General features: G+C 59.5%; 14 protein-coding genes and 1 tRNA gene. 9 read left to right on the top strand and 6 right to left on the bottom strand.

The window, feature by feature from the left end; translation table 11 throughout:
- Nucleotides 1-35 precede the first annotated feature (35 nt).
- Nucleotides 36-112 (top strand) — tRNA-Lys (locus ASTEX_RS13055).
- A 196-nt stretch (nt 113-308) separates the two neighbouring features.
- On the opposite strand, the gene hspQ is transcribed toward ASTEX_RS13055, so the two are convergent.
- On the bottom strand, nt 309-689 hold the full coding sequence (gene hspQ, locus ASTEX_RS13050; RefSeq protein WP_013480106.1) for a heat shock protein HspQ: 381 nt from the start codon (nt 687-689) through the stop codon (nt 309-311).
- A 428-nt stretch (nt 690-1,117) separates the two neighbouring features.
- On the opposite strand from hspQ, the gene ASTEX_RS13045 reads away from it, so the two are divergent.
- Entirely contained in the window at nt 1,118-2,167 is a 1,050-nt protein-coding gene (locus ASTEX_RS13045; protein WP_144004739.1) for a Ppx/GppA phosphatase family protein, read from the top strand.
- Here ASTEX_RS13045 and queE read toward each other — a convergent pair.
- Together queE and queC are read right to left on the bottom strand one after the other, a co-directional pair.
- Nucleotides 2,160-2,810, bottom strand: coding sequence for a 7-carboxy-7-deazaguanine synthase (queE, locus tag ASTEX_RS13040; RefSeq protein ID WP_013480104.1), 651 nt, complete (start codon nt 2,808-2,810; stop codon nt 2,160-2,162). The genes ASTEX_RS13045 and queE overlap by 8 nt on opposite strands.
- Nucleotides 2,810-3,535 carry a 7-cyano-7-deazaguanine synthase QueC gene (gene queC, locus ASTEX_RS13035; RefSeq protein WP_013480103.1) on the bottom strand — a complete coding sequence of 242 codons (726 nt, stop codon included), beginning with the start codon at nt 3,533-3,535 and terminating at the stop codon, nt 2,810-2,812. The genes queE and queC overlap by 1 nt, the downstream gene beginning before the upstream one ends.
- A 248-nt stretch (nt 3,536-3,783) precedes the next feature.
- Between queC and ASTEX_RS13030 the strand changes: the two genes are divergently transcribed.
- The 3 genes from ASTEX_RS13030 to ASTEX_RS13020 all read left to right on the top strand — a co-directional run bounded on the left by ASTEX_RS13030 (nt 3,784) and on the right by ASTEX_RS13020 (nt 5,723).
- Nucleotides 3,784-4,236 carry a PaaI family thioesterase gene (locus tag ASTEX_RS13030; protein WP_013480102.1) on the top strand — a complete coding sequence of 151 codons (453 nt, stop codon included), beginning with the start codon at nt 3,784-3,786 and terminating at the stop codon, nt 4,234-4,236.
- Entirely contained in the window at nt 4,233-4,646 is a 414-nt protein-coding gene (locus ASTEX_RS13025) for a PaaI family thioesterase (protein ID WP_013480101.1), read from the top strand. Before ASTEX_RS13030 ends, ASTEX_RS13025 begins: the two co-directional genes overlap by 4 nt.
- Before the next feature lie 447 nt (nt 4,647-5,093).
- Complete coding sequence (locus ASTEX_RS13020) at nt 5,094-5,723, top strand: S24 family peptidase (RefSeq protein ID WP_013480100.1); 630 nt, start codon at nt 5,094-5,096, stop codon at nt 5,721-5,723.
- Between the two features lie 139 nt (nt 5,724-5,862).
- On the opposite strand, the gene ASTEX_RS13015 is transcribed toward ASTEX_RS13020, so the two are convergent.
- Complete coding sequence (locus ASTEX_RS13015) at nt 5,863-7,014, bottom strand: serine hydrolase domain-containing protein (protein WP_013480099.1); 1,152 nt, start codon at nt 7,012-7,014, stop codon at nt 5,863-5,865.
- 84 nt (nt 7,015-7,098) lie between these two features.
- Nucleotides 7,099-8,766, bottom strand: coding sequence for a lysine--tRNA ligase (locus tag ASTEX_RS13010; RefSeq protein ID WP_013480098.1), 1,668 nt, complete (start codon nt 8,764-8,766; stop codon nt 7,099-7,101).
- A 192-nt stretch (nt 8,767-8,958) separates the two neighbouring features.
- On the opposite strand from ASTEX_RS13010, the gene ASTEX_RS13005 reads away from it, so the two are divergent.
- A complete protein-coding gene (locus ASTEX_RS13005) occupies nt 8,959-9,381 on the top strand; it encodes a MerR family transcriptional regulator (RefSeq protein ID WP_041659501.1) in 423 nt (140 codons plus the stop codon).
- A gap of 70 nt (nt 9,382-9,451) precedes the next feature.
- A complete protein-coding gene (locus ASTEX_RS13000) occupies nt 9,452-11,236 on the top strand; it encodes an acyl-CoA dehydrogenase C-terminal domain-containing protein (RefSeq protein WP_013480096.1) in 1,785 nt (594 codons plus the stop codon).
- A gap of 237 nt (nt 11,237-11,473) precedes the next feature.
- Here the strand turns inward: ASTEX_RS13000 and ASTEX_RS12995 are convergent, their stop codons facing one another.
- Nucleotides 11,474-11,956 (bottom strand): peroxiredoxin, encoded by a 483-nt coding sequence (locus ASTEX_RS12995; protein ID WP_013480095.1) that lies wholly within the window; start codon nt 11,954-11,956, stop codon nt 11,474-11,476.
- Between the two features lie 220 nt (nt 11,957-12,176).
- Here ASTEX_RS12995 and ASTEX_RS12990 point away from each other — a divergent pair, with 220 nt between their 5' ends.
- Nucleotides 12,177-12,731, top strand: coding sequence for a YqgE/AlgH family protein (locus ASTEX_RS12990; protein ID WP_041659368.1), 555 nt, complete (start codon nt 12,177-12,179; stop codon nt 12,729-12,731).
- Between the two features lie 95 nt (nt 12,732-12,826).
- Nucleotides 12,827-13,993, top strand: coding sequence for a glycerophosphodiester phosphodiesterase (locus ASTEX_RS12985; protein ID WP_013480093.1), 1,167 nt, complete (start codon nt 12,827-12,829; stop codon nt 13,991-13,993).
- Nucleotides 13,994-14,061 lie beyond the last annotated feature (68 nt).

Here is a 14,061-nt window from a genome sequence, read left to right as displayed (position 1 = left end):
ACCCAAACGACTTCGGTCGTAAGGTACGTCTTGATGAGCCCGTAGCTCAGCCGGCTAGAGCATCTGACTTTTAATCAGAGGGTCCTGGGTTCGAGTCCCAGCGGGCTCACCAATTCTTCCAGAATTGGTGAGCTTTTTTTATGTCAGTTTCATTCGCCATCATAAAGAAACCATCATGAACGCGGGCTAAACGCGGTTTTCAGCCGTGCGAACAACGCCACCCTATCCATAACGAAACGATTTCAGCACGGCAAAATTACGGCAGTCCCTTACAGGTCTGGGCATGACGCCTTACTGACCAGTGCAGCTTAATTGGCGAGACGCGATTTCAGGAGATAGCGGCCGTTTTCGAAACGTTCAAAAATAAGGTCCGTCTGCGGGTGGCGTAGCGGCATTCCCGTTTCATCCGGGCAAAGGTTGCCCTCGGACGCATAGGCAACATAGCAGATGTCGCCATTTTCAGCGAGCAGGTGATAAAAGGGCTGATCCTTCTCCGGACGCACCGCTTCGGGGATGGCCATAAGCCATTCTTCGGTATCAGAAAACTGTGGATCAATATCGAAGACCACGCCGCGAAAGTCGAACAGGACGTGGCGGACCAGCTGACCGATGCCGAAACGCGCTGCACGATCCCCGCCGCCCGTTACATAAGCGCCGTTAACGGAACCAGAGACAGAATCGGTAATCATCAGCGCCTCCCCTCGGTTGCGGTATTGTCCACCCGTCTGGTGTACCGCGACTCGACACCTGCGCCTCCCCCCTTCCCCCTTTGGTTGTCGGAATCGCAGGCAATTCATGCGGCGCGTGGGTCGTTGCAGAATTACCCGTCCGCGACGTGACGAAATTAACACAAAAGCGCTTTGCACGGAGGAAAATGCGGTCTAGGCTCAGAGCAACTTGACGCGGCCAAAGGCCCAAGCGTCCCACATACTGATCAAGCGGGGTATGAGCCACCATGAGTGAGGCTCCCTCAAAAAGCGGTACGCCCCGCAGGCGTGGACCGCGCCGCGCCCGCAGAGGCAGCGGCCAAAGCGCGGCCTCGACCGTTAAGGCGGCGCCCACGTCACCCGCGCGAGCCCAACCGCAACAAGATAGGCCGCCCCAGCGTCTGGTGGCGATGGACCCATCTCCGCTCTATGCCGCGCTTGATCTCGGAACCAATAATTGCCGCTTGATGATCGCCGCTTGGCACAACGGTCAGTTCCGCATCGTTGAGGCCTTTTCTCGCATCGTGCGACTGGGCGAAGGCCTGAGCCAGACGGGCAATCTGTCCGATCGCGCCATGGAACGTGCGCTAGCGGCGCTTAAGCTGTGCGCCGAAAAGATCGGGCGGCGGCCTGTGGTACGCACGCGCGCCGTCGCCACACAGGCCTGCCGCATTGCGCAAAACGGTCCCGACTTCATACGCCGCGTTGAAAGGGAAACAGGTCTCAAGCTGACGATCATCACGCCGGAAGAAGAAGCGCGTCTGTCGGTTGTCGGCTGCGCCTCGTTGCTGGAAGGCGACGCCAGAGCCGCTATTGTGATGGATGTCGGCGGTGGATCGACCGAGATTTCTTGGCTGCCTCTGGGGGAAGCAACGGAGCCAACCGGCACGAACGCGGCGCGAGGCCTGACGGCGCGGGGGAAAACACCGCGGCCGCAATACTGGATCTCCATTCCTAAAGGCGTGGTCAACTTAGCCGAACGCTTCCCAGAGCCGGCCAATGGTGACAAACAGGTATGGTTTGCGCAGATGGTCGAGGATGTGCGTCAATCCCTGATCGACTTCAAAGCCCCGGAACCCCTGCGCCCCTGGTTTGAGGCGCAGCAGGCGTATATTGTCGGTACTTCCGGGGCCATTACCTCCCTTGCCGGGATGCATCTTAAGCTGGACCGTTATGACCGCTCAAAGGTCGATGGTCTGTGGATGACGCATGATCAGTGCCGCACAGTCATCGACCGTCTGCTGGGGCTGGGACAAAGAGGACGCGAGCAGGAACCCTGTATCGGTAAGGATCGCGCAGATCTGGTGCTGGCCGGGGCCGCCATTTTGGAAGCCGTGCAAAGCCTTTGGCCGTGTGACCGTCTGCGCGTCGCCGATCGTGGCCTGCGCGAAGGTCTGCTGCTTTCGATGGTCAGAAAGCGGCCGCGTCGTCGCCGGACGCGCCGAGATAAATCTACCTGACACCTACGACCTTGTGCGTTTGAACGCTCATGCGCCATTGAGGATGGGCCAGACAGTAGTCGATCACCGCCTGCGTATGAGCGGCGCGCATGGCCGGATTCTGATCCAGCGGGTCTTTCGGTTGCAGATAGAAGCGCTCAAAGTCCATACGGGCAAACTCCGCCGGATCGACGCGATCCTGCGGCCAGACCAGTTTCAACTCTTGCCCGGACGTCTGATGCAGACGGTTTTCGCCCTTGGGCGAGATGCACAACCAGTCGATGCCAATGGGTGCGCGCAGCGTACCGTTCGATTCTACCGCGATGAAATAGCCCGCGGACTTCACCGCCGCGATCAGAGGTGCATCCAGTTGCAGCAGCGGTTCCCCGCCGGTGAAGACGACCGATTTGTGCGCGGGGTCAATCTGACCCCAATGCGCATCCAGCGCAGCCACCGCCGCTTCGGGCGTGTCGAACTTGCCGCCACCCTCGCCATCGGTGCCGACAAAATCCGTGTCGCAGAAGGTGCAGGCTGCCGTCGCCCGGTCCTGTTCGCGCCCACTCCATAGGTTGCAACCGGCAAAGCGCGCAAACACCGCTACGCGACCCGCCTGCCCGCCCTCGCCCTGAAGAGTCAGAAATATCTCTTTGAAACTATAAACCATCAGCGGTTCCGCCACTGCTCGAAACCGCGCGCCCGTAGTTCGCACGCCGGGCAGGTGCCGCAGCCATAGCCCCATTCATGGCGTTGACCGCGCTCCCCCATATAGCAGGTGTGGGTGTCTTCGAGCACCAGATCAACCAGCGCATCTCCGCCTAACTGATGCGTCAAAGCCCAGGTCTCGGCCTTGGTCAGAAACATCAGTGGCGCGTCGATCCTGTAGGGCCGTTCTATGCCGAGATTGAGGACAGTTTGCATGGCCTCCAGCGTGTCCTTACGGCAGTCGGGATAGCCGGAAAAATCTGTCTCGCACATTCCGCCGACCAGATGGTCTATGCCGCGACGGTCGGCTACGGCCGCAGCATAGACAAAGAAAACCAGGTTGCGCCCCGGAACAAAAGAGTTGGGCAGGCCGCGTTCACCCATGCGGATTTCCTGCTCGCGCGTCAGCGACGATTCCGCCACGCGCCCAAAGCCTTTGAGATCAACCACATGGTCGTCACCCAGACGCGTGCGCGCCAGTTCAAACACCTCGGGAAAGCGTTCCAGCACGCGGGCGCGCGTCGTCATTTCAATGGCGTGGCGCTGGCCATAGTCGAAGCCGATGGTTTCCACCCGCTCGAAATGGGTCAGAGCCCAAGCGAGGCAGGCGGTCGAATCCTGCCCGCCGGAAAACAGCACCAGAGCCGAACATTCGGCGGGTACGGTTTCAAGATCGGACGGGGTCATGGGTACTCTCTGGGTAATGGAAACAAAGGTTTCTCCTGTAAAGAAACCGTTTCAGCGAATTTGCAAGTGGAAACTATCGCCTTTAAGGCGCGCAATAGTTTTGACGCAAAGGTCAAAATGCGTCACAATGTAACCAAAGGGCCCATGCCTCAGATAATAAGGCCATCTTGTAGCGTACTTATAGGTGGCAAGTCGGATCGGAACTTCCCAGCAACCCATTGAATAATAAAATATAGAGAGGCGAAGCAATGCCAATTGCGCCTTTTCGTGAAGGTTTCGATCTTCTGGTGGACAATATCCCCTATATGAAGGCGCTGGGCGCCCGCTACGCCGGACGCAGCGAAGAAGGCATCCGCTTACGCCTGCCCTATGCGCAGTCCCTGATCGGTGATCCGGAAACGGGGGTCATCGCCGGCGGTGCCGTAACGGCACTGCTTGACCACGCCTGCGGGATGGCGGTCTGGGATGAGCTGAATGAATACAAACCTATAGCCACGATGGATTTGCGCATCGACTATATGCGCCCGGCGCAGCCCAGCCGTGATCTGTTTATCCTGGCCAAATGCTACAAGCTGACGCGCAGCGTAGGTTTTGTGCGTGGCTTTGCCTATGACGACAGCCTGAACGACCCAGTTGCCGCGGCGCAAGCCGCCTTCATCATCTCGCACCCCTGCCTCAAAAACCGCGAGGCCCATGCATGATTGCCGACCTTATGCTCAGCGGTCCGGAAGAGTTGTTCAACCGCATACCTTTCGCGCAATTTCTCAACCTGCGCATGGAAATGGCAGGCAATGAACTGACCACCATCCTGCCGTTCGCGCCGCACCTGATCGGCAATCCGCTGCTACCCGCTCTGCATGGCGGCACGATCGGGGCGTTTCTGGAACTGACCGCCACGGCGCAGTTGTCGGTGTTTGAAACGTTCGAGCAGATCCCCAAGCCGGTCAATGTCAGCGTGCAGTATCTGCGCTCCGGCAAGCCCATCGACACCTTTGCCCGAGCGCGCATAAACCGGGTCGGTCGCACCATAGCCAACGTCGAGGCCTGGGCGTGGCAGGAACTGCGCGAACAGCCCATCGCCACGCTTCAGGCGCACTTTCTGATTTGCTAAATCCTGCTTGCCACAATCAATAGATGTTTCCACTCCTCCCACCCTATTCAGGTGTTTCGGTGGGGAGCCCGTTGCCGGAGGAAACAAGACGCCCATAAGAGCCACGACGCGTGGCTCGTCAGCGAATCGACAGCATTTTCCGCGATGACGGGCGCCGGCATGTGTGGATCGCCAGGCTCTTGCTGTTTACCGCTGCTGATGCTGTGGGGCAGTGTCTATGATCACGTCATCAGCGCTTTGATGGCGAACGGCTTTTTTGGGTGTGCTGATTATCCTGAGATGGAAATCCTCACATCCGGGGCCAGTGATCGCCGGGGCTGTCAAAGGCTATTGGTGATGTTTTGGGTCGCGCTCGCAACATCGCGCAATAAATAGGACTATATTCACAAAATAAGTTGATTTTCCTGCCTGTGGATTTATTTCCTTCCATCTCACAGGAAGCCCGGCATGTCCCTCTCGCACGCACAAATCTGGAACGCCATAGACCGTTTGGCGCGAAACCTCGGCACGTCACCGTCTGGACTGGCGCGACTGGCCGGTCTTGACCCTACGGCGTTTAACAAGTCGAAACGTCAATCGACCGAAGACCCGCCGCGGCCGCGCTGGCCTTCGACCGAAAGTCTGGCTAAAGTGCTGGACGCGACGGGCCAAAGCTTTCCCGACTTTGCCGCTTTGACTGAGCCGCGTCCGGTCCCGAAGGGTGTGCCTTTGATCGGGTTTGCGCAGGCCGGCAATGACGGCCTGTTTGACGATGCAGGATTTCCGGTTGGTCAGGGCTGGGACGAGATCGGCCTGCCGGCGGGCGAAGGTCTCTATGCGCTTGAGATTTCAGGTGATTCTATGCTGCCGCTTTACCGCGACGGCGACCGAATTATTGTTGATCCGCTGCGTCAGAACCTGCGGCGCGGCGACCGAGTGGTGGTGAAGACGAGCGAAGGCGAAGTCATGGCCAAGGAACTGGTGCGGCTGACTGAGAAGCAGGTTGAGCTGCGTTCGCTTAATCCGGACTTTTCCAATCGGGTGCTGGAGCGGTCGCAGGTGACGTGGCTGGCGCGGATTGTGTGGGCCAGTCAGTGACGGGAAGTTTTGGGGTTTGGGGCCTGCGGCCCCAAGTCTTCTACGCTCAAAGAAAAGGCCTATCGGCAAACCGATAGGCCTTTTCTTTGAGTATAAAGGTTTGTGGGGTCACGGACCCCACGCCCCATAACCCTCCTTGTCACGACTTCCCTGCGTGATCCCCATACTCCCATTCATAGGGCACGCCCGTCTCGCCCAGCACGAACTTTACCAGTGCCGCAAATCGCGCTTCCGCCCGCACATCGTTCGACAGGATAACCACGCAGCGCTTTGATTTTTCAACACAAACCCACGTATTAGCCGTAATGTCATTATGCCCGCCCTTGTAAAAGCCGTGCCCCTGCGGTCCGTCAAACACCACCACGCCCAGCCCCGCATAGAGGTCGGCCCGCTGCTGATCCGCCGGTAATTCGGGCTGAAAGGGCGGAAACTGCGTCCGCGTCGTGATCTTCAACTGCCGTTTGGTGATTTCCGCCCGCGCCGCCGGGCTCAGCCCCTCGCCACGCACAAAGGCCGCCGCAAATCGGGCAAAGTCACTGATCGTCGTATCCATAGACCCGGCTACCCGCACCTTTGACCGCTCATCGTGCACCTCGACCTCGCCCTTGTCGTTCCAGCCATCGGCCAGATTGCCCGCAAAGTCCGACCGCCAGATCAGGCTACTACGCGTCATGCCCAACCCTTTGAAGATACGGTCGGTTTCGTCGCGCAGACTGAGGCCCAACCCCATTTCCATAGCAAATTGCAGCGTCAGCAGACCATCTCCCGAATAGGCGTAACGCGCCCCCGGATCGAAATGGAATTTCAGCTTCTCATCCGGTTCCAGAAAATAGAAGTTGGCAAAGCCGCTCGAATGGGTCAGCACAATCCGCGGCGTCAGCTTGCGCCAGCGCTCATCCAGCGCCGACCAGTCGCTGTAACGATTAATAATGTCAGGCGACGCATAGCTCGGCAAAGGCTGCGGCAGCATGTCTGCCAAAGGCGTATCCAGCGTCAGGCGCCCCTGATCGACCTGCTGCATGACCGTATAGGCAAACACGGCCTTAGTCAGCGAGGCGCCATACATCACGGTTTGCGGGGTCAGCGGCTCGCCTTTGGGGTTGCGCACACCATAGGCCTGCACATAGCCCACCTTCCCGTTGTCGATCACCGCGATGGCCAGGCCTTTGGCTCCGGTGTCCTTCAGGACCCGCTGCACCTCGGCATCAATGGCCACGGGCTTGGGCAGGCCCTGCGCCACGGCCAGAGAGGGAAACACCGCCAACGCCGCACCGATAAGCCACGCACGCATGAACACCTCCCGTTGGTTGATGACAGGGAGAGTGACACGCATGGGGCAAAAGGAAAGCCCCTCCGTTTCCGAAGAGGCTGTCTTTTATACCAGTTCGCCCCTGATACCCTGATCGAGCAGGTCCAGCGTGCGGGCAATGCCGAAAATAGCGACAAACGAGCCGAAGCGCGGGCCCTGGGATTGCCCCAGCAGCACCTCATAGAGCGCCTGAAACCACGCGCGTAAGGGCTCGAATTCATGCGTCTTTCCGACTTCGAAGACGATGTTCTGGATCGCCTCGGCATCGCGCGTTTCGGGATCGAGCGCCGCCAGACGGTCACGCAGGTCGATCAGCGCCGCCTTTTCCTTGGCATCGGGCAGACGGAAGGTTTTGGAGGGTTTGACGAAGTCCTCAAAATAGTTGAGCGCATAGCCGGCCAGACGGTCGAGCACCGGCTCCGTTTCGGGCGTCGCCCCCGGAATATAGCCGCGCAGGAAGCCCCACAGGGTTTCCTTATCCGAGGCATTGGCCGCAGAAACGAGATTGAGCATCAGGCCAAAGGTCACCGGCGGCGACTTCGTGCCCGTTTCGCCGCGCAGGACGAACCAGACGGGGTTCTCGATCTGCCTGGCCTCTTCCTGCTTTGGGAAGGCGTCAAGTTGCTGGAAGAACTCATCCGTGGCGCGCGGAATGACATCGAAGTAAAGCTTCTTGGCCGATTTCGGCGACTGGAACATGTAATAGGCCAGCGATTCCGGCGCGCCATAGCGCAGCCAGTCTTCCATGGTCAGGCCGTTGCCCTTCGACTTCGATATCTTCTGGCCCTGCTCATCGAGGAAGAGTTCGTAGTTGAAACCTTCCGGCGGCGTGCCGCCCAGCACCTTACACACCTGTGACGACACCTTGACCGAGTCAATCAGATCCTTACCGGCCATTTCGTAATCAACGCCCAAAGCGGCCCAGCGCATGGCCCAGTCCGGCTTCCACTGCATCTTGACGTGGCCACCGGTAACCGGCACCTCAAACTTTTGGCCGTTTTCTTCAAACACGATCGTGCCCTTGGCCACGTTGCGCTCAAGCGTCGCCACCTGAAGCACATGGCCGGTGACCGGCGAAATCGGCAGAAACGGCGAATAGGTGATACGACGATCCGGCCCCAGCGTCGGAAGCATAATCTTCTGAATATCGTCAAAGCGCTCCAGCGCCGTCAGAAGCGTGACGTCAAACTCGCCCGCCTTATAGGCATCCGTGGCTGACTTGAATTCATAGTCAAACCCAAACGAATCGAGAAAGGCCCGCAGACGCGCATTGTTGTGCGCGCCGAACGAGTCGTGCGTCCCGAACGGGTCACGTACCACGGTCAGCGGCTTGTACAGGTCTTCGCGCAGGATATCCGGATTGGGGATGCCCTCCGGCACCTTACGTAGGCCGTCCATGTCGTCCGAAAACGAGATCAGACGCGACGCCCAGTGCCCGCCGGTTAGGGCCGTAAAGGCCTGACGCACCATGGTGGTGCGCGCGACTTCGCCGAAGGTGCCGATATGCGGCAGACCCGACGGCCCGTAGCCGGTTTCAAAGATCACCGGACGATGAAGCGCCTCAAAGGTCTTCAGCGCCTCATCGGTCTTACCCGCCGTGATTAGCTCGTGCGCCCGTTTCTGCTCCGACTGATCCTTCAGACGCACTTTCAGCACGCGCGCAATCAGGGCGCGGGCTTGCTCGAAGGGCCAAGCACGGCCCTGTTGCGCGAGGAGGGTCAGTTCGGAAGACACGTTGAAAAACACCTTTCGGGGCAAACAAAAGCAGAGCCGTGGCTTTAAAGCGCGGGACGGCAGGCGTCAAATGAAACCGCTGCGCGGCCCATTGGCACGAAGATGTGAAACAGGCACCTCTTGACGTTTGGGGCAAGTTAGATGTACGTTTACGTAAACGTCAATTATAACGACCTTACACAGGGGGTCACCATGGACATGCGTACCTACACCATTCGCCAGCTTTCCAAAGAATTCGGCGTCACCGCCCGCGCCTTGCGCTTTTATGAGGATAAGGGCCTCATCAGCCCGGAACGCAAGGGCCAGACACGCATCTATTCGGCGCGCGACCGGGCGCGGTTGAAGATCATCCTGCGCGGCAAGCGCATGGGCTTTTCGCTGATCGAAATCCACGAAGTGCTTGATCTGTATAACCGCGAAGACCGTGGCGTGAAGCAGATGCGCGCCACCGTGGCTAAATACCACGATCAGATTGAGAACCTGAAACGCCAGCGCGAAGACATCGATCAGGCCATAAAGGACATGGTGGAAGGCTGCGCGTGGATGGAAGGCGAGATCGCCAAACATGAAGCGGTACAGGCCTCTCACGTCGAGGACGACCGAAAAAGCGCCTGATAATCAGAGCGCTGACGCCGACATTTAAGACACCTGAACAAAGCTTATCACAACGCCAAGGAGTACCTCCATGCCGTATAAGGCCCCCGTGCGCGACTATCAGTTCCTGCTCAACGACGTGCTGAACATTGCCCAGTATTCAAATTTGAAGGGTTTTCAGGACGCCTCACCCGACGTCGTTCAGGCTATTCTGGAAGAAGGTGCAAAGTTCACGGAAGAGGTGGTCGCGCCGCTGAACGCGCCGGGTGACAAGGAGGGCTGCGTCCTTCATCCGGACCATAGCGTTACGGCGCCGAAGGGGTATAAGGAAGCCTATCTTCAGATGGTTGAGGCCGGTTGGCCGGCTCTGGGGGGCGACCCCGAATACGGCGGCCAGGGCCTGCCGCACGTCGTGGCCACGGCCTATTCGGAAATGCTCACCGGTGCCTCCTCTGCGTTTGCCATGTACCCCGGCCTAACTGACGGCGCAGTGGCCGCTCTCAGCGTAGGCGGCACGGACGAATTGAAGGCCCTGTACCTGCCCAAGCTGATTGCCGGGGAATGGTCGGGGACGATGAACCTGACCGAGCCACATTGCGGAACGGACCTTGGACTGCTGCGCAGCAAGGCGGTGCCGGACAGCGACGGCACCTATAAGATTTCCGGTCAGAAGATCTGGATTTCGGCGGGTGAGCACGACTTTACGGGCAATATCTGTCACCTCGTTCTGGCGCGTATCGAAGGGGCCCCGGCGGGCGTCAAGGGTATTTCGCTGTTCCTCGTGCCCAAATTCATTCCGGATGCGAACGGAAATCCGGGAGAACGCAACAGCCTCCACTGCGCCGGCCTTGAGCACAAGATGGGGATTCACGGCAATTCCACCTGCGTCATGATCTATGAAGACGCCAAGGGCTGGCTGCTCGGCAACGCCCACGAAGGGCTGAAGATCATGTTCTACATGATGAACAATGCCCGCCTCGGCGTCGGTCTTCAGGGCCTCGCCATCGGTCACGCCAGCCATGTGGCCGCCGTCGAATTCGCCAAGGACCGCCTGCAAGGGCGCGCCCTCACCGGCCCCAAATCGCCGGACAAGCCCGCCGACTCTATCCTCGTCCACCCCGATGTGCGCCGTATGCTGCTCGAAAGCCGCGCCCTGCTCGAAGGCGGCCGGGGCTTCCTCACCTGGGTCGCGCTTCAGGCCGATCTGGCCAAATATGCCGAAGACGAGGCCACCCGCGAAAAGGCCAATGATTTCCTCAGCCTGCTGACGCCGGTTGTGAAGGCCTATCTGACCGAAAAGGGCCTCAAGGTCACGCAGGACTCGATGCAGGTGCACGGGGGTTCGGGCTTCACCGAACACTTCCCGGCCTCGCAATATATGCGCGATATCCGCATCACGCTGATCTACGAAGGCACTAACGGCGTGCAGGCGCTCGACCTCGTCGGTCGCAAGCTGCCGTCCAAGGGCGGTCGCGCCGTGATGGCCTATTTCGCCGAAATCGACGCCTATGTCGCCGAACACGAAGCTGGCAGCGCCGCCACCTTCGTCAAGGGCCTGAAAGACACCAAGGCGCGCCTGATGGACGGCACCATGTGGCTGATGCAAAACGGCATGGGCAATCCGGACGCCGCCGCCGCGGGTTCACTTGACTATCTGTGCCTGTTCGGTCTGACCGCGCTGGCCTATAGCTGGGCCCAGCAGGCCGCCGCCGCTCAGGCCGCCATCGACGCGGGTTCGACCGATCCCTTCTATACTGACAAGCTGAAGGTCGGACGCGTCTTCCTTGAGCGCATCCTGCCCGAAGCCGAAGCGCATCTGCAAAAGATGAAGGCTGGATCGGAAGCCCTGTTCGCACTGGAAGACGACAGCTTCTAAGATGCGGGGTCGCAGACCCCGCACCCCATCACTTAGAGCATTCGTCGGCTAAGTTGAGCCGCCGAATGGCTCTAAGTTTTTGTTTGGTCGCGCAATTTTTCCGAAAAGTGGTGTCCACTTTATCGGATTTCGCTCTAGCGCAAAAGAAAAGGCCGGAGTTTTACGCTCCGGCCCTTAAACGTGTTCCCAGCTAGGGGTTTGGGGCCTGCGGCCCCAAAACCTTAAAGCCAATGGGCTTTACAGCTGTTCCAGAACATAGTCCGCCGACGAGACCTTGAACTCGCCCGGCGCTTCGATGAACAGCTTTTCGACCACGCCGTCATTGACGATCATGGCGTAGCGTTGCGAGCGCTTGCCCATGCCGAAACCTTCGGCGTCAAGAACCAGACCGACCTTTTCGGCGAACTCGCCATTGCCGTCGCCCAGCATCAGCACTTCGCCGGCAAGGCCCTGATCCTTGGCCCAGGCCTTCATCACGAATCCATCATTGACGCTGGTGCAGGCAACCACGTCGATATTCTTAAACGCGAAGGCCTTGGCCTGATCGCGGAAGCCCGGCAGGTGGCGCGCCGAGCAGGTGGGGGTAAAGGCGCCCGGCACGGCAAACAGCACGACGCGTTTACCGGCAAACACTTCGGAGGTGGTCAGCGGCTTGAGGCCGTCTTCGGCCGGGGAAGAGAATTTCACTTCGGGCAGCTTGTCACCGGGTTGAATCGTCATGGCTAAATCTCCGTTGAATGGCCCGCCGCTTATAGGCCCGTCCCAGACCATAGACCAGAGCACCCGGACGGTCTTTATAAGGTTTTTTCTTGCCAGAGACGGCTTGCGTGCCCATCTTTGCGGCATGAGCAAAACCAGCCCGGCCTCTTCAAATCCCCCTGCCCCGCCTGAGCCCACATCGCTTGAGCCTACGTCACTACAGGGTCGCCTGCTGGTGGCCATGCCCAGCCTTGATGACCCCAATTTCGACCACAGCGTCATCTATATGTGTCAGCACGATCCGGAATCGGCGATGGGGATTGTGCTGAATCAGCCCATAGGTGGCCTGACCTTCCCGCGCATGATGGAGGAACTGGGTATCGACATTACCGACAACCGCCACGTCGCCACCCCCATCTATAATGGTGGCCCGGTGCAGAACGAGCGCGGCTTCGTGTTGCATAGCCTCGACTACTTTATTGATGAGGTAACCCTGCCGCTCGATATCGATCCAGAAGCGCTGGAACTGCGCGACGGGATCGGCCTGACCGTTTCGCGCGACATTCTGGTCGATCTGGCGCGCGGAGCGGGTCCGTCACGGGTGCTGATCGCGCTGGGCTATGCCGGATGGGGGCCGGGGCAATTAGAGGCCGAAATTCGTGACAATGCGTGGCTGGTCGCCCCGTGTCAGGCCGATCTGCTGTTCTCACATGATGCCTCAGCTTTGTGGAGCAAAACCTTAAAGTTACTGGGCATTTCACCGGAACACCTCAGCCTCAATGCCGGACGGGCCTGACAACCTCAGCAGCTCAACTTTCATAGGCCCGACTTTCACAGGCCTGTCATCGAGACACTCTATGGACATGAACGCCCTTTCCGGATGAGTGTGCCATGCCCCTGCCCGTCGATACCGCCCGCCGCCGCTTCGCCTTCGGAGCCATTGCCGGCACCGGGGCCGTTCTGGGCGGAGTCATCGGGCTCAGGCCCTCTTTGGCCGCCACCAAGCCGACGGAGCACAAGATGCCCCTGATCATCGCCCACCGCGGCGCCAGCGGCTATCGCCCCGAACACACGCTCGAAGCCTATAATCTCGCCATCCACATGGGCGCTGACTATATCGAACCCGATGTGGTGGCGACCAAGGACGGCGTGCTGATCTGCCGTCATGAGCCTATGCTGTCCGGCACGACCGATGTGGCGCAACGCCCGGAATTTGCGGCCCGCAAGCGGACCCTTACCGTGGACGGGATGAGCATCACCGACTTTTTCGCCAGCGACTTTACCCTCGCCGAGATCAAGACCCTGCGCGCCCGTCAGGCCTTTGCCGATCGCGACCAGAGCTATAACGGCCGCTTTGAGGTGCCGACGCTGCAAGAGGTAATCGGTCTGGTGAGAAATCACTTCAAGACGACGGGTAAGAGCGTGGGTTTATATATCGAAACCAAGCATCCGACCCTGCACCGCGTCGCCGGTCTGCCGCTGGAAGAGCGACTCATCGAGGCCCTGAGCCGGGGCGATATGAACAAAGCCCACTCCGCCGTCTTCCTGCAATCCTTCGAAGCCGACAGCCTCAAGCGCCTAAAGGCCCTGTCGCCCCTGCCGCGCGTGCAACTGGTCGATGGCGGGGATGTCAATTTCGCCACGGGTGACGTCGGCGCATCGGTGCCCTTCGACTGGGCCGCCGCCGGGCGCAAGGGCGTCTATGCCGACATGCTGACGCCCGAAGGTCTGGCCGACGTGCGCACCTATGCCGATGTCATTGCGCCGTGGAAGCGTTACCTGCTCAGGGCCGTGGCCACGGGGCCGGTGACGGAAAAGACCAGCGAGGCCGACTGCCGCATCGACGAAAACCGCGTTCTGATCGACGCCGCGCACAAGGCGGGACTTAAGGTTCACACTTGGACCCTGCGCAATGACCGCCTGCCCACCGCCTATAAGTGCGATGCGCAGGCCGAATTCAAACAACTGTTTGCCATGGGTATCGACGGACTGTTTACAGACTTCGCCGATACGGGCGTCGCCGCCCGCAAGGCGTTTCTCGATCATTATAATGAATGATCCAGATTTTTTTGTTTAGCCCCTCGCCGGGCGATAGCTCCGACACCCTGGCCATCGCCTCAATGGCG

Origin of the sequence: Asticcacaulis excentricus CB 48 (assembly GCF_000175215.2) — a bacterium.
Lineage (GTDB): Bacteria > Pseudomonadota > Alphaproteobacteria > Caulobacterales > Caulobacteraceae > Asticcacaulis > Asticcacaulis excentricus.
Note: the sequence above shows the minus strand (reverse complement) of the source record. Positions and strands in the feature narration are given on the sequence as shown.